This window comes from Bacillus sp. FSL K6-0138 (genome assembly GCF_037982765.1).
GTDB lineage: Bacteria > Bacillota > Bacilli > Bacillales > Bacillaceae > Bacillus > Bacillus glycinifermentans.
Genome location: NZ_CP150286.1, coordinates 971,940 through 989,613 on the forward strand (window position 1 = coordinate 971,940; position 17,674 = coordinate 989,613).

Annotated in this window: 21 protein-coding genes and 1 pseudogene; 16 read left to right on the forward strand and 6 right to left on the reverse strand. The window is 45.5% G+C overall.

The window, feature by feature from the left end; genetic code table 11:
- Positions 1 to 19: 19 nt before the first annotated feature.
- Positions 20 to 358, reverse strand: coding sequence for a hypothetical protein (locus tag MHB78_RS05355; protein ID WP_048355055.1), 339 nt, complete (start codon positions 356 to 358; stop codon positions 20 to 22).
- A gap of 17 nt (positions 359 to 375) precedes the next feature.
- Complete coding sequence (locus tag MHB78_RS05360) at positions 376 to 1,902, reverse strand: T7SS effector LXG polymorphic toxin (protein ID WP_128748212.1); 1,527 nt, start codon at positions 1,900 to 1,902, stop codon at positions 376 to 378.
- A 564-nt stretch (positions 1,903 to 2,466) separates the two neighbouring features.
- Between MHB78_RS05360 and MHB78_RS05365 the strand changes: the two genes are divergently transcribed.
- The 3 genes from MHB78_RS05365 (at position 2,467) to MHB78_RS05375 (ending at position 4,020) form a co-directional block, all read left to right on the forward strand.
- Positions 2,467 to 2,712, forward strand: coding sequence for a helix-turn-helix domain-containing protein (locus MHB78_RS05365; RefSeq protein ID WP_128748210.1), 246 nt, complete (start codon positions 2,467 to 2,469; stop codon positions 2,710 to 2,712).
- Positions 2,713 to 2,818: 106 nt separating this feature from the next.
- Positions 2,819 to 3,724, forward strand: coding sequence for an ATP-binding protein (locus tag MHB78_RS05370; RefSeq protein ID WP_241657033.1), 906 nt, complete (start codon positions 2,819 to 2,821; stop codon positions 3,722 to 3,724).
- Positions 3,712 to 4,020 carry an STAS-like domain-containing protein gene (locus MHB78_RS05375; protein WP_128748206.1) on the forward strand — a complete coding sequence of 103 codons (309 nt, stop codon included), beginning with the start codon at positions 3,712 to 3,714 and terminating at the stop codon, positions 4,018 to 4,020. The genes MHB78_RS05370 and MHB78_RS05375 overlap by 13 nt, the downstream gene beginning before the upstream one ends.
- A gap of 122 nt (positions 4,021 to 4,142) precedes the next feature.
- Here the strand turns inward: MHB78_RS05375 and MHB78_RS05380 are convergent, their stop codons facing one another.
- The 4 genes from MHB78_RS05380 to MHB78_RS05395 form a co-directional block, all read right to left on the reverse strand.
- Positions 4,143 to 4,463, reverse strand: coding sequence for a YolD-like family protein (locus MHB78_RS05380; RefSeq protein WP_128748412.1), 321 nt, complete (start codon positions 4,461 to 4,463; stop codon positions 4,143 to 4,145).
- Positions 4,464 to 4,616: 153 nt separating this feature from the next.
- Positions 4,617 to 5,300, reverse strand: coding sequence for a hypothetical protein (locus MHB78_RS05385; RefSeq protein ID WP_128748204.1), 684 nt, complete (start codon positions 5,298 to 5,300; stop codon positions 4,617 to 4,619).
- A gap of 77 nt (positions 5,301 to 5,377) precedes the next feature.
- Positions 5,378 to 5,530 carry a hypothetical protein gene (locus tag MHB78_RS05390; RefSeq protein ID WP_048407004.1) on the reverse strand — a complete coding sequence of 51 codons (153 nt, stop codon included), beginning with the start codon at positions 5,528 to 5,530 and terminating at the stop codon, positions 5,378 to 5,380.
- Between the two features lie 289 nt (positions 5,531 to 5,819).
- Positions 5,820 to 6,134, reverse strand: coding sequence for a GNAT family N-acetyltransferase (locus tag MHB78_RS05395; protein ID WP_052948507.1), 315 nt, complete (start codon positions 6,132 to 6,134; stop codon positions 5,820 to 5,822).
- A gap of 190 nt (positions 6,135 to 6,324) precedes the next feature.
- On the opposite strand from MHB78_RS05395, the gene MHB78_RS05400 reads away from it, so the two are divergent.
- The 13 genes and pseudogenes from MHB78_RS05400 to MHB78_RS05460 all read left to right on the forward strand — a co-directional run bounded on the left by MHB78_RS05400 (position 6,325) and on the right by MHB78_RS05460 (position 17,673).
- The gene (locus tag MHB78_RS05400; RefSeq protein WP_231947389.1) at positions 6,325 to 6,504 is read left to right on the forward strand and encodes a hypothetical protein; all 180 of its coding nucleotides are present in this window, start codon (positions 6,325 to 6,327) and stop codon (positions 6,502 to 6,504) included.
- Entirely contained in the window at positions 6,501 to 6,749 is a 249-nt protein-coding gene (locus MHB78_RS05405) for a GNAT family N-acetyltransferase (protein WP_231947388.1), read from the forward strand. Before MHB78_RS05400 ends, MHB78_RS05405 begins: the two co-directional genes overlap by 4 nt.
- Positions 6,750 to 6,843: 94 nt before the next feature.
- Complete coding sequence (locus MHB78_RS05410; RefSeq protein WP_231947387.1) at positions 6,844 to 7,533, forward strand: EamA family transporter; 690 nt, start codon at positions 6,844 to 6,846, stop codon at positions 7,531 to 7,533.
- A 2-nt stretch (positions 7,534 to 7,535) separates the two neighbouring features.
- Positions 7,536 to 7,706: a hypothetical protein gene (locus tag MHB78_RS05415; protein ID WP_231947386.1), complete on the forward strand. Its 171-nt coding sequence runs from the start codon at positions 7,536 to 7,538 to the stop codon at positions 7,704 to 7,706.
- Between the two features lie 74 nt (positions 7,707 to 7,780).
- Positions 7,781 to 8,899, forward strand: a complete 1,119-nt coding sequence (locus MHB78_RS05420) for an FAD-binding oxidoreductase (protein WP_046130190.1) — start codon at positions 7,781 to 7,783, stop codon at positions 8,897 to 8,899.
- Between the two features lie 128 nt (positions 8,900 to 9,027).
- Positions 9,028 to 10,026: an XdhC/CoxI family protein gene (locus MHB78_RS05425; protein WP_046130189.1), complete on the forward strand. Its 999-nt coding sequence runs from the start codon at positions 9,028 to 9,030 to the stop codon at positions 10,024 to 10,026.
- Positions 10,023 to 10,673, forward strand: coding sequence for an NTP transferase domain-containing protein (locus MHB78_RS05430; protein WP_046130188.1), 651 nt, complete (start codon positions 10,023 to 10,025; stop codon positions 10,671 to 10,673). The genes MHB78_RS05425 and MHB78_RS05430 overlap by 4 nt, the downstream gene beginning before the upstream one ends.
- 38 nt (positions 10,674 to 10,711) lie before the next feature.
- Positions 10,712 to 12,996, forward strand: a pseudogene (locus tag MHB78_RS05435) (xanthine dehydrogenase family protein molybdopterin-binding subunit).
- Positions 12,983 to 13,840 (forward strand): FAD binding domain-containing protein, encoded by an 858-nt coding sequence (locus MHB78_RS05440; RefSeq protein WP_046130187.1) that lies wholly within the window; start codon positions 12,983 to 12,985, stop codon positions 13,838 to 13,840. Before MHB78_RS05435 ends, MHB78_RS05440 begins: the two are co-directional and overlap by 14 nt.
- Positions 13,818 to 14,291: a (2Fe-2S)-binding protein gene (locus MHB78_RS05445; RefSeq protein ID WP_046130186.1), complete on the forward strand. Its 474-nt coding sequence runs from the start codon at positions 13,818 to 13,820 to the stop codon at positions 14,289 to 14,291. Before MHB78_RS05440 ends, MHB78_RS05445 begins: the two co-directional genes overlap by 23 nt.
- 142 nt (positions 14,292 to 14,433) lie before the next feature.
- A complete protein-coding gene (locus MHB78_RS05450; protein WP_201775903.1) occupies positions 14,434 to 15,423 on the forward strand; it encodes an SIS domain-containing protein in 990 nt (329 codons plus the stop codon).
- Between the two features lie 94 nt (positions 15,424 to 15,517).
- Positions 15,518 to 16,780 carry an extracellular solute-binding protein gene (locus MHB78_RS05455; protein ID WP_046130184.1) on the forward strand — a complete coding sequence of 421 codons (1,263 nt, stop codon included), beginning with the start codon at positions 15,518 to 15,520 and terminating at the stop codon, positions 16,778 to 16,780.
- 14 nt (positions 16,781 to 16,794) lie between these two features.
- Positions 16,795 to 17,673, forward strand: a complete 879-nt coding sequence (locus tag MHB78_RS05460) for a sugar ABC transporter permease (RefSeq protein WP_046130183.1) — start codon at positions 16,795 to 16,797, stop codon at positions 17,671 to 17,673.
- Position 17,674 lies beyond the last annotated feature (1 nt).

The following is a 17,674-nucleotide window of genomic DNA, read 5'->3' on the forward strand; positions in this document are numbered from 1 at the left end:
TATTCCAGCTTGTCAATTGTTATTCATCACTGTCTATTTCCCAAACTTTTTGGCCGTCCGCTAAATAAATTGCACATGGGGGATCATCATAAAGAGATATTTCAACTAGGGAGCTTTTCTCTTGCCTTAACCAATCATAGACACTGCCTTCGTTTTTAGTAGGGTGGGATATAATATTATTCACTCTAAAGGCAACTGCATAATATTCAGTGTAATTGATATCATCATCATCTAATCCATTATCTGTTTCGAAAAGCGTGTCTGGCTTACCGATAATCTTTAATCCATTTTCCCATTCTAATCTCAGTTCTTTACCCCCATATTCATCTAATGTTTTTATTAAAGAGTTATATTCCATGAGTATTCATCCTTTTCTTATGGTTCTAATGGTTTTGCAGGAACTATATGAGCACCGTCTTTTGAATAATGTATTGTACCTCTGGTAGTCTCTATATATTTCCCGGTTTTCATGTCATATGCCTTTCCTATTTTTTGACCGAAGTCTACAACTTCCCTTCCATTTTTCAAGATTTCTCCTTTACCAGCATATTTATCAAGCAATTCTTGTGCCTTTTTATTATCTCCGTAAAATATGCTTTTCTTTTTCCCATTGGCAACTTCTTGCTTGTAGTTTGGTGTTCCAGGAATATGTTTTTCTTGAGCCCCTGGTTTAACTTTTGCAGGGAAACCATTTACTTCACGGTACGGGCCTTTTGGTATGGATTGTTTTCCATAGGAAGGTGTTTTCGAGCCTTTTCCAATCTTCGATACTTTTGACAGCTTGGTTCCCCGACGAATCCATTTGATCAGTCTAGCAGGCGGCGTTAAATTAACACCAGCCTCGACCCGTTCAAAGAACGAAAGTCTTTCATGTGTATCAGGGTCATATCCCAATGCTGCTCGTTCAAGATCACTCTCGCCTAAGAGCTCCAAGCCTATTCCAGCATATTTTTCTAAATCACTTACTTCCTCGTCATCTTCAGGAGGATCGTCAACCAACTTTATACCAACGACATTTTTACCATCCATATAGAAACAGTATTTAAACCCATTCACGTATTTGTAAACTTTTTTAAGTTTCGCCAATTCCTCTTCACTCAGATTTTCTAATTCCTCATCACTATACACTTTTTTGGAGACTTTTTGTGTCGCCGTTCGATCAGTGTCGGCTAGTTTATTAATTTCAGCTTCTTCTTTCTCTCCAACCTTTTTCAGCATAACTTCCATCGGTGTATCTTCATTAGGTTGCAAGGAATCAATCTTATCCGGTTTTAAAATCGAACCTTTTTGATAACCGGTAATCTCGATTTTGGGACCGGTATACATCTTTTCGAGCCGGGTGATGTATTTCTGCATCGTCTCAAGGTCATTTTCAGCCGTTTTGAGGGCGTTGGTTTGCTCGCGGTCAAACGCATGCAGCTTTTCAAGTGTCGTGCTGATTTCCTTTAATGCTTTTTGATTCTGTTCATGAAAATCGTTGTCATTCAAATCCGGCAAATCGACAATATGGCTGACTTTCGCAATTGCAGCGTTGGCTTTGGAAACCAGATGTTTCGTTGTTCGATCAGCTGCATTCAAGCCTTGTTCCAGTTCGTGTTCAAGAAAGGATTGTGAAATAAATCCGTTGTGATTCGGTTCAAGGGAATTCAGTGCATTTTTGATTTTTTTCAGCTCTGACTCATATTCCTCAATAAATGATTCAAAGAACCGCAAAAAAGGAGTGTGACATTCCTCGTAAAAAGCTCGAATCGCATCGCCGCCTTTCCCTTTTAAAGCATCGTCAAGAGATGTGATGCCGTCAACGCTCTTTTTGAGGTTTGCGATTTCTTCTGATTGCTTTTTTAATTGTTCCAGCGTTTGATCAATTGCATGGTGCAACGCATGGACATCAAGAGTCTTCATGGCATTCTCCTCTAATACTTTGATTACAATCAGTATAGAGTTTACCACTTTACGGAAAGAAATTGGTGAATAAATCCTGTTTATCCATGAAAATGAATCATTTGTTTTAGGTTATTATACCTATTTGATAAGGGGGTATTTTTTTCAAAGGGAGGGAATTTTTTATTTGAAATCTATATACAATTGTTTATAGGTGTTGTATAATAAGAGTGTAAGGAGGTGAAGAAATGCTGGACAACATGATAAAAGTCCTTCAAATTATCTTCTATGTTGCTTCCATCGCTTGGATTGCACAGCAATCATCGGATGCAAAGAAGAATAATAAGAAGGACGACTAGCAAGTGGGAAGTGAGCGGTGGCTCGCTCGCTTCCTAATATAATTATAACCAGTCTAGCATACAATATGAAGCAAAAACAAACATTCATTTTTTCCATGATTTTGTTAAGCGTTGCAGCTATTGGGCTGCGGGAATTATGGACAAGTACCTCTACAACGGTCATCATGTTCATTGTGTTGGCTGTGACCATTTACACGATCATTAAAGACATAAGGAGAAGGTAAGCATGGAATACCATCTGAAAAACCGTCAGGAGGTCGAGGACTTCGTCAGGCGTGAAGTCCTGACCACCAACGAGGCGGCAGAGTTACTCGGGATTACCCGGGCAAGAATGAGCCAGCTCATTAATAACGGAAAACTCAATCCGGTAAAAAAATTGCGCGGGATCAGCCTTTTTCTCCGTGCAGATCTGGAAAAGAAGAAAAAAGAATTAGAAGCCGGCCGGAAAAAATACCGGCCGTATGATGAATAAGATAAAACACAATGCTTTTCCGTTCCTTGTTCGCTAAATTTATACAAAATTCGACAACTGTTATATGGTAAAATACTTCATATTATATGAAGAGGGTGCGATGTTTTTGCTTAATGTAAAATTACCCTATCGTTTCACCAAGGATACGATGGGGGGACTGATTGACAAGGTTATTACAAAAGATTTTTTTCCTAAAGATCAAGAAATCACATTTGACTTTTGTAGCCTAGACTATATAGAACCGAGTGGTGTTACCATTTTAAGTAATCTTTTTGAATGGTTAAAGGCGAGAGACGTAAGAGTGAAATTAAAGACTCCTAAAAAAGTACCTATTGGTAGGGACAGTGGCCTTAAATATTTGGATGATTCAATGTTCTTTAATCGCTATCTTAGAAAGACATTGTATAATAATTCAAGGGTACGGAAAACAACTTTAGAATTGCAGAATGTAACATATAGTGGCAGTTATCAGTGGTTGGGTTCGACCTTCATTCCTTGGTTATCGAAAGAAATGTGTCTTAGCCAATCATCTCTTGATACAATCAAAATGTGTTTTGGGGAGATTTTCAATAACATTAATGATCATGCTGAAGAAAATATCGGTTGTATATTCGCCCAGCATTATCCAAGGATTAATGAAATTCAAATATCTATTTCTGATTTTGGTATAGGCATTCCAAACACCATCAGAAAAGTTGATCCTTTTCTAACTGATACAGAGGCTATAGAAAAAGCTGTTGAAGAAGGCTATTCTTCAAAGTCAACCCCACAAAACAGAGGGGTAGGTTTGTCGACCCTCGTAAAAAATGTTGTGGGAAATTACGGTGGAAAGGTTCACATTCAATCATTACATGGTATATTAACATGTAAGCAGAATAATTCCAATGAAGTTTGGATAAAATCTAAACAGGGAAATAGTTATTATCCTGGCACATTCATTGAAATTGTCCTTGATACAAGGAACTTTGAAGAAGAGATTAATGATAAGGAGGAGTTCGAATGGGATCTGTAATCAAAGTTATTGACCACGTAGAACGTTGTTACTCCAATGAAGATGGACAAATAATTTTTGATATTATTGATCAAAAGTTCAGTCGTGGAGAAGAAGTGAATCTTTCTTTTTCAGGAATTAGTGGCGTTACTTCATCTTTTGTAAATACAGCTCTTATTGATTTGCTTGATAAATATGGATTTGACTTTGTCAAAGGACATCTAAAGTTTATTGATACTACTAAGCAAATTAATACAGCAATAAACGACAGATTTAAATTTGAAGTAAAAAAAAGAAAACAACTAATTAGCTGCTGAGGTCCTTTAAAGGGACCTTTTTATACTCTCCATTTCATGCAATTCATTCTTTGGACGTTGAGGAAAGAAGAATTAGAACCAGAATAAGTAGTTTTTTATGAGTAAAGCCCTTCTTAAAGGGCTTATTTCATTACCACGCCGACGACATCCTCAAATTTAATGAGGTTGGTGTCTCCTTTCGAATCCATGACATGAAAAACCTTCCGTATCTGATTTATGTAATGGATTTTTCCTTCTATATAAATGATCTCCCCGGTGTCTGCTCCATTCAAAAACGGGAGCGGTTTAAATACAGCGAACTGCACCGGGGTATTATACTCCATCGCCTCACATATGATCCGTTCCATGTCTTCAATTTGGGTCATGTCAAGTACCGGCCTTTTCACTCTGTTATGGGTGCTTTCTAACTCTCGAAGCAAACTGACATGCTCGGGCAGCATCATTGCCGTCCATTTGATTGTGCCTCGATCTTTAAGGTTGTCATCTCTCACGGTGTTTCATCTCCTTTGAGATGATTATATAAGAACATTTGTTCTGTTCTCAACAAGAAAAATAACCCATTAAAAGTAAAGCCCTCTCCGAAGAGAAGGGCTTATTTAAAGGTCAATTTTTATTTCTTTACCATAAACAATAAAGTCCTTTTTAGAGTTATCTCGTTTTAAAACATCATCAGCTTTTAGCCTAACGCTCTTCACATCCTTTTTTACAGGCACCCAAACCATATTGTCATCCATTTTAGAATTTGACATCATATCTATTGAAGATGGATTAGGAATGCCAAAACTTAAATTAAAATCTAAATCCATTTGCCGACCATCACTCGTTACAGCTGTTTGAAATCCACTCCATGAAATTTCATCATTTCCGGTGTTTTCAGTTTTATAAAGAATTTGAGCATATGTAAATTCCTTTGGTTCACCACCAAAATTTTCTTTTAACTCTGCTTTAAAAGCGTCAGAAAGATTTGTGACAGTAATCACCTTGGCATTGAGAAAATTCACCTTTAGATCACCAATGATCAGTTTTTTATTGCTGATATCTTTCATGGCATTTAATGTGACTGTCCCGGTATTAGGGTCGTATAAACTGTCACCAACTTTATTTAATGTCTTTTTGCTACTCTCTTCTTGAGTGTTGTTATTGGAATTATCGTTTTCACTCTCTGTGGCTTTTGTATCTTTTTCTTGCTCTTTTGAATTTGCATTTGTTGAATTGCCTCCACATGCTGAAAGAGCAAAGCATAAAAGAAGAGCAAAAAATAAAAATGTGAATTTTTTCATATAGAAAAAGGCCCCCTCTATGTTTTATAATGAACATTTACATTTTAAAACAATTGAGGGGGATTTTCTACATAATTTTACTTGAATAGCTTTCCTAATATTTTGCCGGTTGTTTTTCCGGCAGCTCTTCTTACTACACGTTTTCCTAATTTTCCTTTTCGAGCAGCATCAATATCGCCTAAAATACGAGCAATCATATACAGAAAACCACGGGTTTTATTAATGCTCATTTATGGACTCTCCTTTTCTGTAATGATAGATATAGTATAACTAAAAGAAAGGGTGTGGGTCACCCACAGAACACCCACGAAATCATGATAAAGTATGATTTTAAGTGATTAAAAAAAATAAGAAACCCCGTAAAATCAATGTTTAGAACGGGTTATGATATAGCAAGATGTTCAAAAATAATCAAGTTCGAGATGGAAGGGTCTATCGGTTAAATTAAAAAAGACGTGACTTCAGTTCACGTCTTTTTTTTATACAAGCATGTATTTTTAAATATATCGACATCCGCACTCATGCGAAAATCCAGCCCCTCTTTTTGAATAATCCGATGCATGCTCGGTCTTCAAATACACGTCGATATAAGCAGGACAGCAGCGCTTCTATTAATGTGTGGCCGATGCCCAGGCTGCGGCAGGCCGGTTCGACAAAAAGCGATGCCAGCCAGGGCTTGTACTCGGGCCGTTCTTTGCAGTCATGTTCAAATGCCGAAACCGTTCCCGCGCATTCGTCATCAATGATCGCAATAAATGTGACCGGGAGCGTTTCTGAATGGGCATTCGAAAAGAAAGACAATACATCAGCACTCGCTGCCGGAAGCTGCGACAAACTCCTTGTAAACTATATCCGTAACCCTCTTTACCCACTTATCGCTTTCATGCCGCAGTTGAATTTGCTTCATGTTTTCCGCCCACCGAACTTTTTCTATATTGTGAGTAAAGAATACCAGCAAAATCAAAATGTAAAAATGCTACAATAAATGAAGAGTTTGTTCCATAACATCATGGAGGTGATTCACATGTTGGACGATTCGAAAATCATCAACTTGCGGTATTCAACTGTAAACGACTTGGAGTTTGTATGCCGGCTGGAAGCTGATCAGGAAAATGCCCGTTTCATTATTCCCTGGTCTATCGATATACATAAAAAGGCGTTAGAGGACAAAGACATCCTGCACCTTATCATTAAGAGCGATTGAGTCATGAACCGGTCGGATATATGATCATCGCCGGTCTAAAAAACCCGAATAAGAGCCTTGAATTGCGAAGAATTACGATTGCCAAAAAAGGCATGGGCTATGGAAAAGAAGCATTCAGAATCATAAAGAATTGGGCATTTCGTGTGTACAACGCCAATCGTTTATGGCTTGATGTCAAAGAAGACAATGTACGCGCACTCCATCTTTATCAAAAGCAGGGCTTTGTGCTGGAAGGGACATTTTAGAGAATGTATCAAAAATGGAGATGGATACGATTCGCTTCATGTCTATTTTAAAAAGAGAGTATACCGAATGAAACCGGATTAGGGGGAGTGTTTCATGACGGCAGTTGGGCTATCCTTGTTATTATTATCAGCCTTCATCCACGCTTCTTGGAACTACCTTTCTAAAAAAGCCGATGGCGGGGTTCCGTTTATATGGCTGTTTACTGCCATCGCAGCCGTTTTTTACAGTCCTTTGGCGATAGGGGTCATCTTATATGAAAAACCTGAAATCGGAATGTGGCAAACGGTTTTGATCATGGCGAGCGTGTTTAGTCATCTGGCGTTTTTTCTCGTCCTCCAAAAGGGGTACAGTATCGGTGATCTATCCCTGGTTTACCCGATCGCAAGAGGCACAGGACCGCTTCTTACGTGTGTGCTGGCGGTGATCATCTTTCATGAGAAAATGACACATGTTACGCTCATAGGCATTCTTTTGATTGTGACGAGCATTCTCTTTTTTACGGGAGGAATGAAAAAGTTAAAGGAGGCGGGGGCGCTCATCCCGATCCTTTACGGATTGGCCGTCGGGGCAATCATCGCAGGCTATACGATCCTTGATAAAGCAGCGGTCAGCCATTTTCTCATTCCGCCGCTGCTGTTGGATTATTTTAATACGATCGGCCGGCTGATCATCTTGACGCCTTATGCGGTGAAGAATTGGAATGGCGTCCGGTCTGAATGGAAGAATCATCGGCTGGAAGCGGCCGGAGTGGGAATTTTTAATTCATTGGCGCGTATATTTTAGCTTTGAGCGTGATGGTTTTTGCTCCTGTCAGTCAAGTCGCCCCGATCCGCGAGATCAGTATTTTAATCGGAACGATTATGGGATCTGTGCTGCTTTCTGAAGGCTTTGGGAGAGTGCGCGTCATCGCCGCGGTTTTAATGGTGCTGGGGGTGATTTCGGTGGCCGCCGGTTAACGTCCGGGTTGTATTCAGCCGCTTTTATCCGGTATATTTGTATAATAATCAGAAATGAAAAAGGTGTTTTAAAGATGAAGAAATTGATCGTTGTCGGCGCAGGAATACTCGGTGCATCCGCCGCGTATCACCTCGCAAAAGAGGGTGCCGATGTGACTTTGATTGACCGCCGCGATCAGGGACGGGCAACGGACGCCGCGGCGGGGATCGTCTGCCCCTGGCTGTCGCAGCGCCGGAATCAGGCGTGGTACAAGCTGGCCAAAGGCGGGGCGAAATACTATGCGGATTTAATTAAACAATTGGAAGACGATGGCGAAACGGATACGGGATACAAACGAACAGGCGCGATCAGCCTCCATACAGACGAGCGGAAATTGGAGCAGATGGCCGAGCGGGCGCATAAAAGGCGTCAGGATGCGCCGGAAATCGGCGAGATCACCCGCTTGACGCCTGACGAAACAAAACGCTTATTTCCGCCTTTGGCGGAAGGGTACGGTTCGGTACATATCAGCGGGGCGGCGCGGGTGAATGGAAAAGCGCTGCGGCGTGCGCTTGTGAACGCGGCAAAAAAACACGGAGCCTCCGTGATCGAGGGACATGCCGAACTGCTGTATGAAAGCGGTCGTGTCACAGGGATTAAAGCTGATGAAAGAAAGGTATACGCCGATCAGGTGCTTATCACAGCAGGCGCCTGGGCCAATGAACTGCTGAACCCGCTTGGCGTCAGTTTTCTGGTCACGCATCAAAAGGCGCAAATCGTTCATCTCCGTTTGTCCGGCTTTGATACGGGAAGCTGGCCGGTCGTGATGCCGCCGAATGACCAGTATATCCTTTCGTTTGAAGACGGGAGGGTTGTCGCCGGAGCGACCCATGAAAATGATCCTAAACTTGGCGACTGCAGGGTAACAGCCGGAGGGCTCCACGAAATTTTTGCAAAGGCGCTGTCTGTAGCCCCGGGTCTCGAACACGGGGAAATGCTTGAAGCGCGGGTCGGCTTCAGGCCGTTCACCCCTGGATTCCTTCCGGTGATCGGTTCCCTGCCGGGGATGGAAGGTTTACTGGTCGCCAACGGGCTTGGCGCTTCAGGGCTGACGTCAGGACCGTTTTTGGGAGCTGAGCTGGCAAAGCTCGCCCTCGAGGAGCAAGTGGAGATCGATATCAGTTTGTATGACCCGGCCGGCGCGCTCGAATAGCATGATCAAAAGCGTTCACTCATTAAAAGGAGTGAACGTTTTTCTTTTTCTATGAAAATAAAGTTTTAAAACACAGGTTCAGCCAATATAAATGAAAAGAATGCAGTACATACTCGGGAGGTGCCTTCATGGAAAGCATTCACAGCATCCTTAAAGCGATACAGGGATCAGCCCGGAAAAGCGTCCTTGCAACGATCATCCATGTGGAAGGATCCGCGTATTTAAAAGAAGGAACCGTGATGCTTTTTCAGGAAGACGGCACCCGGATCGGGATGCTGAGTGCCGGATGCCTCGAGGACGACCTTGCGTTGCGGGCGGTCAACGTGCTAAATAAGGGAGAAGCCGATACCTTTACATATGATATGAAAGCTGAAGACGATCTGACATGGGGGCAGGGGGCGTGCTGCCGCGGCGTGCTGTATATTTTGCTGGAACCGGTTGATGACAAGCTGAAAAAGTACCTTGGAATTATGAAGGAGTTTCTCGACAGCGGGATACCCGTCCAGCATGTGAAGGAATTAACAAATGATTTCAAACAGACGGGATACGGTTTTTTTACAGCGACTGGTCAGACGTTTGGAAATATTGACGAACATCAGATCAAAATGCCGGAAAATAAAAGGGCAAGCGGAATCCAGCTAGTCGGAGATGCGCCGATGTGCACCTATTTCCATTTATACCGGCCGAAACCGCGCCTCATCGTTTTCGGGGCGGGGCCTGATGCAAGGCCGCTCGTTTCATTTGCTGCGGAAATCGGCTTTTCTGTTACCGTATGCGATTGGAGGCCGGCATTTTGCCGGGCGGAGTATTTTCCTTCAGCAGACGCATTGGCCGTCGGTTTTCCTGAAGACATCGTGCCAAAGCTCGATTTGAACAGCGATGATTATGTCGTTATCATGACTCACCATTTTCAAAGGGATCAAGAGATTCTTTCCCTTTTGAAGAAGCGTCCTTTGCGTTATGCCGGGATTTTAGGACCGCAGAAAAGAACGGCGCGGCTTCTGCAGACAGAGGAAATTCCGGAGTGGCTTCATTCACCGGTCGGGCTGCCCATCGGCGCCCGCGGACCGCAGGAAATCGCGATCAGCATTGCCGGGGAACTCATTCAGGAAGCCGCGAAGGGATGAGAAAAGCGAAAATTGCGGGCGTTTATTTGGCTGCCGGCACAAGCGAACGGATGGACCGCGACAAGCTTTTATTGCCGTTTGGAGGAGAGTGTCTCGGAAGCAATGCTTTAAAAGCAGCCCTGCATTCAAAATTGGACCACATTTTCGTTGTCACAAAACCGGGCGACCCTTTGGCATGGCTCAGCCCGTCCTTTTTCTTAAGGCCGTATGCCGAAAAGTGGAGCCATGTTCCGTGCCGGCATCATAGTGAGGGGCAAGCCGGCTCTTTGCGGTGCGGTTTGCAAAGGGCCGAAGCTTTTGATGCCGATGGGGCGATGATTCTGCTTGCTGACCAGCCGTTCATTACGGGGGATGTGATCGATGAGCTGCTCTCTTTATTCCGCAAAAAGCCGTTTTTATACTTTGTTGCGTCGTGCTATGAAGATATTCCGAGGCCTCCTGTCCTCTTTTCAAAGAAAGTGTTCCCTGTGCTGATGAAGCTCCGCGGTGATGAAGGGGCCCGGCAAATCATCAGGAACAAGGGCCGGAACGCAGGGAAGCTTAAATCATACAGCAATCCCCTGTACTTTATGGATGTCGATACACCTGCGGATTATGATCTTGCTCGCTGCCATGCTGCAAAAATGAATGAGGAGGAGGGGCGTTAGTGACAGTCATAGGCAAAAGTGTTCTGCGCAAAGATGCCATGCAAAAGGTGAGCGGTAAAGCGAATTATACAGGCGATATTGCGTCACCCGGCATGCTTTATGCCCGCACCGTGATCAGCCCGTACGGACATGCCAGGATCAAGGCGATTGACACTTCCGCCGCCCGGAGGATGTCCGGAGTGCGCTCCGTTCTGACAGGCGGCCGTTACCCGCTCGTCGGGGAAGAAATCCGTGACCGTCCTCCGATTGCGGCTGATAAGGTCAGGTATCACGGGGAGCCCGTAGCCGTTGTTGTCGCAGATACTCCCGCACAGGCCAAGCGGGCGGCGGACATGATCAAGGTGTCATATCAGCCTCTTCCCGTCGTCAACTCTCCTACTCAGGCGCTTTTGAGAAATGCACCGCTCGTTCATGAAAACGTCGAACAATATCAATTGCAGGTCAACGTGTACCCTGAACCCGGCACAAATATCGCCAACCGGACAAAAATCCGAAAAGGGAATATAGAAAAAGGCTGGGCTGAAAGCGATGTGACGGCAGAAGCGTCTTTTTCGTTTTCTCCTTCAGACCATGCGGCGATGGAAACGAGGTGTTCATTATGTGAGATCCGTACGGATGGGACGGTCGTGATTTGGTCGTCTTCCCAGGCGCCGTATATGATAAAAAAATTAATCAGTTTATATTTTGGCGAAGAAGTCGGGAAAGTGATCGTTCACACTCCTCTTGTAGGGGGCGCATACGGCGGAAAGGCATCCGTTCAGCAGGAATTTCTCACCTATTTAGCATCAAAAGCGGTTGGCGGCCGCCTTGTGAAGCTGCTGAACACGAGGGAAGAGGATATCTTGACGTCGCCTTGCCATATCGGACTGGATGCAAAAATCAAGCTCGGCTGCTCAAGGGACGGAATCATAACAGCGGCAGAATTGCTTTATTTATTCGACGGCGGGGCGTATGCCGATAAGTCGCCCGATTTAAGCCGGGCGGCAGCAGTCGATTGTACAGGACCGTACAGGATCGACAATTTGTGGTGCGATTCATTGTGCGTGTATACGAACCATCCGTATGCAGGGCCTTTTAGGGGTTTCAGCCATTCAGAGCTGCTGTTTGCGCTCGAACGGACGATGGATATTTTGGCGCGGAAGCTCGGGATGGACGTTTTGGAGTTTCGCCGAAAAAATGCGATTCTTCCCGGAGATACGACGCCTACCCGCGTGCTGCTGAATCCGAGCAACGTCGGAAATCTGCCGAAATGCCTTGACCGCCTGAAAGAATTGATGAACTGGAAAGAAGGCGAGAGAATCGAATTGGAGGGGCACAAGGTCAGGGCAAAAGGGATCAGCTGCGGCTGGAAAACGTCAACGATTGATCTGAATGCCAGTTCAGGCGTTGTCCTGACATTTAATCCTGACGGCAGCGTCAATATCATGTCGGGAATTGTGGAAATCGGAACGGGAACAAAAACGATATTGACGCAGCTTTTGGCTGAACGCTTAAAAATGGACCCGAGTCGAATTTATGTCCGAATGGAAGTCGATACACAGACGACGCCCGAGCATTGGAAAACGGTCGCCAGCCGGGGAACGTTTATGGCGGGCAGGGCGCTCTTGGAAGCGGCAGATGACGTCATCCGCCAAAAGAAAGAGCCGCATGTGCATTAAGAGCGCCGCAGTCGGATATCGAGGTTGCATACGGCCGGGTGTTTTTAAGGGATGATCCGAAAATAGGCCTGAATTTTAAAGATATTGTATACGGTTATCAATATCCGAACGGCAATTCTGTCGGCGGACAGATCATCGGGCGCGGCAATTACATGCTGAGGCATTTAACGCTTCTGGATCCTGAAACAGGGGCCGGGAAACCGGGGCCCGAATGGACGGTCACTGCCCACGGAGTGGAGGTTGAATTTGATAAAAGAACTTATAGGTACCGTATTTTAAAAGCGGTAACCGTAGTTGACATCGGTAGAGTCTTAAATGAAAAAATGGCGAGAGGCCAGGTTATGGGTGCGATGAGCATGGGGCTTTCGTTCGCCGGACGGGAAACGTTTTGGTTTGACGGGTTTGGAAGGGTGTTAAATCATCAGCTCAGAACATACAGGCCGATTCGCTATGGCGAGCATCCGGAATATGTCGTTGATTTTGTTGAGACGCCTCAGCTTGACGCACCGTATGGGGCGAGGGGAGTCGGAGAACACGGAATCCTCGGCATGCCGGCGGCTTTGGCGAATAGTTTGACGATAGCTGCGGGCGTTCCCTTAAATGAGCTGCCTCTCATTCCGGAGCTGATTTGGAAGATGAAGGAGGGCAAACATGATTCCGTTTGATTTTGAATATTACCGGCCTGAATCGGCAGAGGAAGCGGCCCGGCTGTTTCAAAGACTTGACAGGGAGGAGAAGCAGCCTTCCTATTTCTCGGGAGGCACGGAGCACATCACGCTCGGCCGTTTAGACTTGATGCATACGAAGGCGGTCATCGATATTAAAGAAATACCCGAATGCAGGGCCATGCAATATGAGCAGAACCACCTTGTGCTAGGCGCTGCCCTGACGTTGACGGAAGTTGCGGAAAGCGGCGTTTTTCCTTTGTTGGGCAAAGCCGCGAGGGAAGTCGCAGATCGCACCGCGCGCAACAAAATTACGCTGGGCGGCAACATTTGCGGGCGGATTTTTTACCGTGAAGCCGTTTTGCCGTTTTTGTTAACTGACAGCAAAATCATGACATTGGGCGGGGACGGGATGAACGTCTATCCGATTCATGAGGTGTTCAACAAAGAGCTGCAGCTGAAAAAAGGGGAATTGCTCGTTTTTCTCCTGACCGAAAAACGGTATATCAACCTGCCGTATGCCAGCATCAAAGTGCGTCAGCAATGGGAAACGGGCTATCCTTTAGTAACCGCTTCAGCCATTCGGGTGGATGACCGGGTCCGCGTCGCATTCAGCGGCGTTAGTCCGTTTCCTTTTCGGTCAAAGCAGGTTGAAGCGGCTTTAAATGATCCGAATATGCCGGTTGAAGACAGGGTTCAGCAGGCGATCCGCCATTTGCCCGAACCGGTTTTGGATGATACCGAAGGGTCTGCTGAGTATCGCAAATTCGTAATCAAACATACGCTGTTTGATATTTTCAGCATATTAAAAGGTGATGAATATGACAAATGGGAAAAGAACTGATATCACGCTTCACATAAACGGAGAGGAAAGAGAGGTCATGATCAGGCATGCCGACACCCTTTTATACGTTCTCAGAGAAAGACTCGGATTAACCGGGTCAAAGCCGGGCTGCTTGAACGGAGACTGCGGGGCCTGCACGGTCTCACTCGACGGACGGCCGATGAAGTCGTGTCTCATGCTTGCGGCCGAATGCACCGGCAAAACAATCGTCACGGTCGAGGGCTTGGAGGGGGCGCCCATTCAGCAGGCGTTTGTACGTCATTTCGCTTTTCAATGCGGCTATTGCACACCGGGGTTTATCATGAATTGCCATTTGCTCGCGGAAACCCATCCTGAGGCAGATGACGAAACGATCAGAGAGTGGCTCGATTCGAACATTTGCAGATGCACCGGATATAAGGAAATCGAACAAGCGGTAAAATCGGTTTTGGCGAAAAAATCGGAGATTTGAAGAAAAGGCACTACATACAGTGCTTTTTATTTATTTTTTAAAATTTCAGAAAACTATATTGACAGGTGCATTTCTGCGCCGCTAATATAACAATATATAATGTTATATAACGTTATATAATATAAGAATAGGAGTGAAGGAATTGAGCAGTCAGGCAACGGCAAAAGTAAACCCGAAAGTTCAAGCTTTTTTGCACGATTTGAAAGGAAAAACGGTCGATCACGTCTTCTTTGTCGCATGCGGCGGTTCTTCCGCGATTATGTATCCGAGCAAATACGTGTTTGACAGAGAGTCAAAAGCGATCAGCTCCGACCTCTACAGCTCAAACGAATTTATTCAGCGCAATCCCGTCCAGCTCGGAGAAAAATCGCTCGTCATTTTGTGCTCTCACTCCGGAAACACGCCGGAAACCGTAAAAGCCGCAAGTTTTGCAAAAAGCAAAGGGGCGCTGACGATCGCCATGACGTTTAAGCCGGATTCTCCTTTGGCTGAGGCGGCAGAGTATGCCGTTCAATACGATTGGGGGGAAGAAGCCCTCGCGATCAATACGAATTACGGCGTCTTATACCAAATTGTTTTCGGAGTGCTGCAAGTATTGGAAAACCATCCGAAATTTGAACAGGCGATCGACGGGTTGGACAAGCTTCAGGCAGTCTATGAACAGGCTTTGGAAAAAGAAGACGGAAACGCGCGGCAATTTGCCGAAACCCATCAGAAGGAGCAGGTCATTTATACGATGGCAAGCGGTGCAAACTATGGCGTCGCTTATTCGTACAGCATCTGCATCCTCATGGAAATGCAATGGATTCATTCGCAGGCCATTCATGCAGGCGAATATTTTCACGGTCCGTTTGAAATTATCGATGAGTCGGTGCCGTTCATCATTCTGCTCGGTTTGGATGAAACGAGGCCGCTCGAAGAACGGGCGCTCGCTTTCTCAAAACGATACGGCAAAAAGCTGACGGTTCTCGATGCCAAAGCTTACGATTTTGACGGAATCAGCGATGACGTAAAAGGCTATCTCGCCCCGCTCGTGCTGAACCGCGTCTTGCGCCTGTATGCCGACGCTTTGGCTGAAGCGCGGAACCATCCGCTGACGACAAGACGGTATATGTGGAAAGTTGAGTATTGATATAACATTATATAACATCATGAATTTTCCTAAACGGCGTGGCGGCCCCGCGGGTGCCGTCCCGCCTTATCTGTACAAAAGGAGGGGTTTTCATTTGAAAAAGAGGTATGTATTTGTTATCGCCGCTGTCGCTGCCATGCTGCTTGCAAGCGGCTGCTCGGGTTTTCAAAGTTCGGGCTCCGGGTCGGGGAAGGTCACCTTAAAACTGTTTCACCGCTGGCCGAAAGAGCCGGAAAAAAGCTTCTTCGAAGAAGCCGTCAAAGAATATGAAGCCAGCCATCCCGATGTTTCGATCCAAACGGAAGCGGTGCTGAACGATTCTTACAAGGATAAGATCAAAGTCATGCTCGGGACAAGCCAGCCTCCGGATATTTATTTTGCCTCGAGCGATGAATTCGCCAGAAAAATCATCCAAGGGGACAGGGCGCTTGATCTCACCTCATATTATGAAGAGGATCAGAAGTGGTCCGGGCGGCTCCTGCAATCACAGATCGAGCCGTTTTCCGCCGGGGGCAAGAGATACGGCGTCCCATGGCAGATGGCTTCCAAAGAATTTTTTTATAACAAAGACATTTTCAAAAAGCTGAACCTTTCTCCTCCAAAAACGTGGGACGAGCTCATTCACGCATCAAAGGTGTTGAAAGAAAACGGCTATACACCGATCGCATTCGGCGCAAAAGCGACATGGGCGATATCCCACTATATCGGAACGCTGAACCAGAGGCTTGTCGATGAAAAAACGAGAGAGACAGACTATCATACGGTAAATGCCAGTTTCACAGATCAAGGATATGTCGATGCGCTGGCCAAATTGCAGGAGCTCCTGCCTTATTTTACGAAACATGTAAATTCCGTCGACCACGAATATGTGAGACAGCAGTTTAAGAGCGGGAAGGCGGGAATGATCTACGCGGAGACTTCGGAAATTAAGCTTGTCAATGGCAGCGTCAATCTCGGCTTGTTTTCATTTCCCGAAATTTCCGGGCAAAAAGGGAGCTCAGATCTGTTAACGGGAGCGCCGGAAGGCTTTATGATCTCATCGAAAACAAAACATCCGAAAGAAGCGATGGCGTTTTTGAAGTTTTTGACGTCAAAAAAAATGGGGGAAAAACTGGTGAAAGACGTCGGAAAGTTCAGCCCTGTGAAAGGGACCGCCAATAAGGACAACGCAGATGCGAACCAGCTCGAGGCCGTCGGCAGCCTCAATAAGGCAAAGGGGATGGTCGCATGGTTTGACATGGATGTTGACGCGGAAATCGCAGATGCTTATTTAATGAACGTTCAAAAGATGCTCGGGGGCGATATGACGCCCGGGGAAGTCATGAAAGAGGTGCAAAAAGCGGCAAAATCTAAATGAATGGAGTGAAATGCTTGGTTAATCGGAGTCGGTGGCTACCCTTTGTCTTTTTGTTTCCGGCTTTGCTGTTTCTTTTGTTTGTCTATATTCCGATATTGCAAAACATTGTGTTGAGCTTTTTTCAATGGAGCACGTTTGAGCCGCAAAAGGCGTTCATCGGTTTCGGCAACTACATCCAGCTGTTTCAAGATCCGGTATTTTTTCAAGCGCTGAAAAACAATGCCCTGTATGCCGCCGTATCCATCGTATTTCAAGTAGGCGGCGGATTGATCACGGCCGCCATCCTTGAGGACCGGCTGCTGAGAAGGAGCTCTCCTTTTTTCAGAACGGTTTTTTTCCTTCCTGTCGTCATTTCCATGACGGTTATCGCTTTATTATTCGATTTCATCTATAATCCCGATACTGGTTTGCTGAATCAGTTCTTGCAGGCCGTCGGACTCGATCAGTGGACGAGAGCCTGGCTCGGTGACAGAGAAACCGCGATGCTTTCCGTCATTTTCGTTTCCCAATGGCAGTCCGTCGGCTATATCGCCATGCTTTATATTGTGGCCATTCAGAAAATCCCGTCCGAGCTTTACGAAGCGGCGCTTCTTGACGGTGCAGGGAAAGTCAGGACGTTTTTTGCGATCACCGTGCCGGGGACGAAAGAGATGTCATTTGTCGCCGTCGTGATGACGCTGACGGGTGCTTTTACCGTATTTAACGAGCCGTATATTTTGACGGGCGGGGGCCCTGGAAATGCCTCAGAGGTGCTAAGCACGTTTTTGTATAAAGCGGCATTTTCAAAAGACATGATGGGCTATGCCTCAGCGATTGCGACCGTGATTTTATTGATAACGCTCAGCCTTTCCATCGTCCAGATGAGGCTGTTCAAAACGGGAAAGGGGGACTAAA

Coding starts and splice junctions, on each gene's coding strand:
- MHB78_RS05420 (WP_046130190.1), top strand. CDS start 7,781: ATGAAGAAATTGATCGTTGTCGGCGCAGGAATACTCGGTGCATCCGCC.
- MHB78_RS05380 (WP_128748412.1), bottom strand. CDS start 4,463: ATGATGCTGCCCGAGCATGTCAGTTTGCTTCGAGAGTTAGAAAGCACC.
- MHB78_RS05385 (WP_128748204.1), bottom strand. CDS start 5,300: ATGAAAAAATTCACATTTTTATTTTTTGCTCTTCTTTTATGCTTTGCT.
- MHB78_RS05445 (WP_046130186.1), top strand. CDS start 13,818: ATGACAAATGGGAAAAGAACTGATATCACGCTTCACATAAACGGAGAG.
- MHB78_RS05360 (WP_128748212.1), bottom strand. CDS start 1,902: ATGAAGACTCTTGATGTCCATGCGTTGCACCATGCAATTGATCAAACG.
- MHB78_RS05425 (WP_046130189.1), top strand. CDS start 9,028: ATGGAAAGCATTCACAGCATCCTTAAAGCGATACAGGGATCAGCCCGG.
- MHB78_RS05440 (WP_046130187.1), top strand. CDS start 12,983: ATGATTCCGTTTGATTTTGAATATTACCGGCCTGAATCGGCAGAGGAA.
- MHB78_RS05400 (WP_231947389.1), top strand. CDS start 6,325: ATGTTGGACGATTCGAAAATCATCAACTTGCGGTATTCAACTGTAAAC.
- MHB78_RS05410 (WP_231947387.1), top strand. CDS start 6,844: ATGACGGCAGTTGGGCTATCCTTGTTATTATTATCAGCCTTCATCCAC.
- MHB78_RS05375 (WP_128748206.1), top strand. CDS start 3,712: ATGGGATCTGTAATCAAAGTTATTGACCACGTAGAACGTTGTTACTCC.
- MHB78_RS05390 (WP_048407004.1), bottom strand. CDS start 5,530: ATGAGCATTAATAAAACCCGTGGTTTTCTGTATATGATTGCTCGTATT.
- MHB78_RS05355 (WP_048355055.1), bottom strand. CDS start 358: ATGGAATATAACTCTTTAATAAAAACATTAGATGAATATGGGGGTAAA.
- MHB78_RS05365 (WP_128748210.1), top strand. CDS start 2,467: ATGGAATACCATCTGAAAAACCGTCAGGAGGTCGAGGACTTCGTCAGG.
- MHB78_RS05430 (WP_046130188.1), top strand. CDS start 10,023: ATGAGAAAAGCGAAAATTGCGGGCGTTTATTTGGCTGCCGGCACAAGC.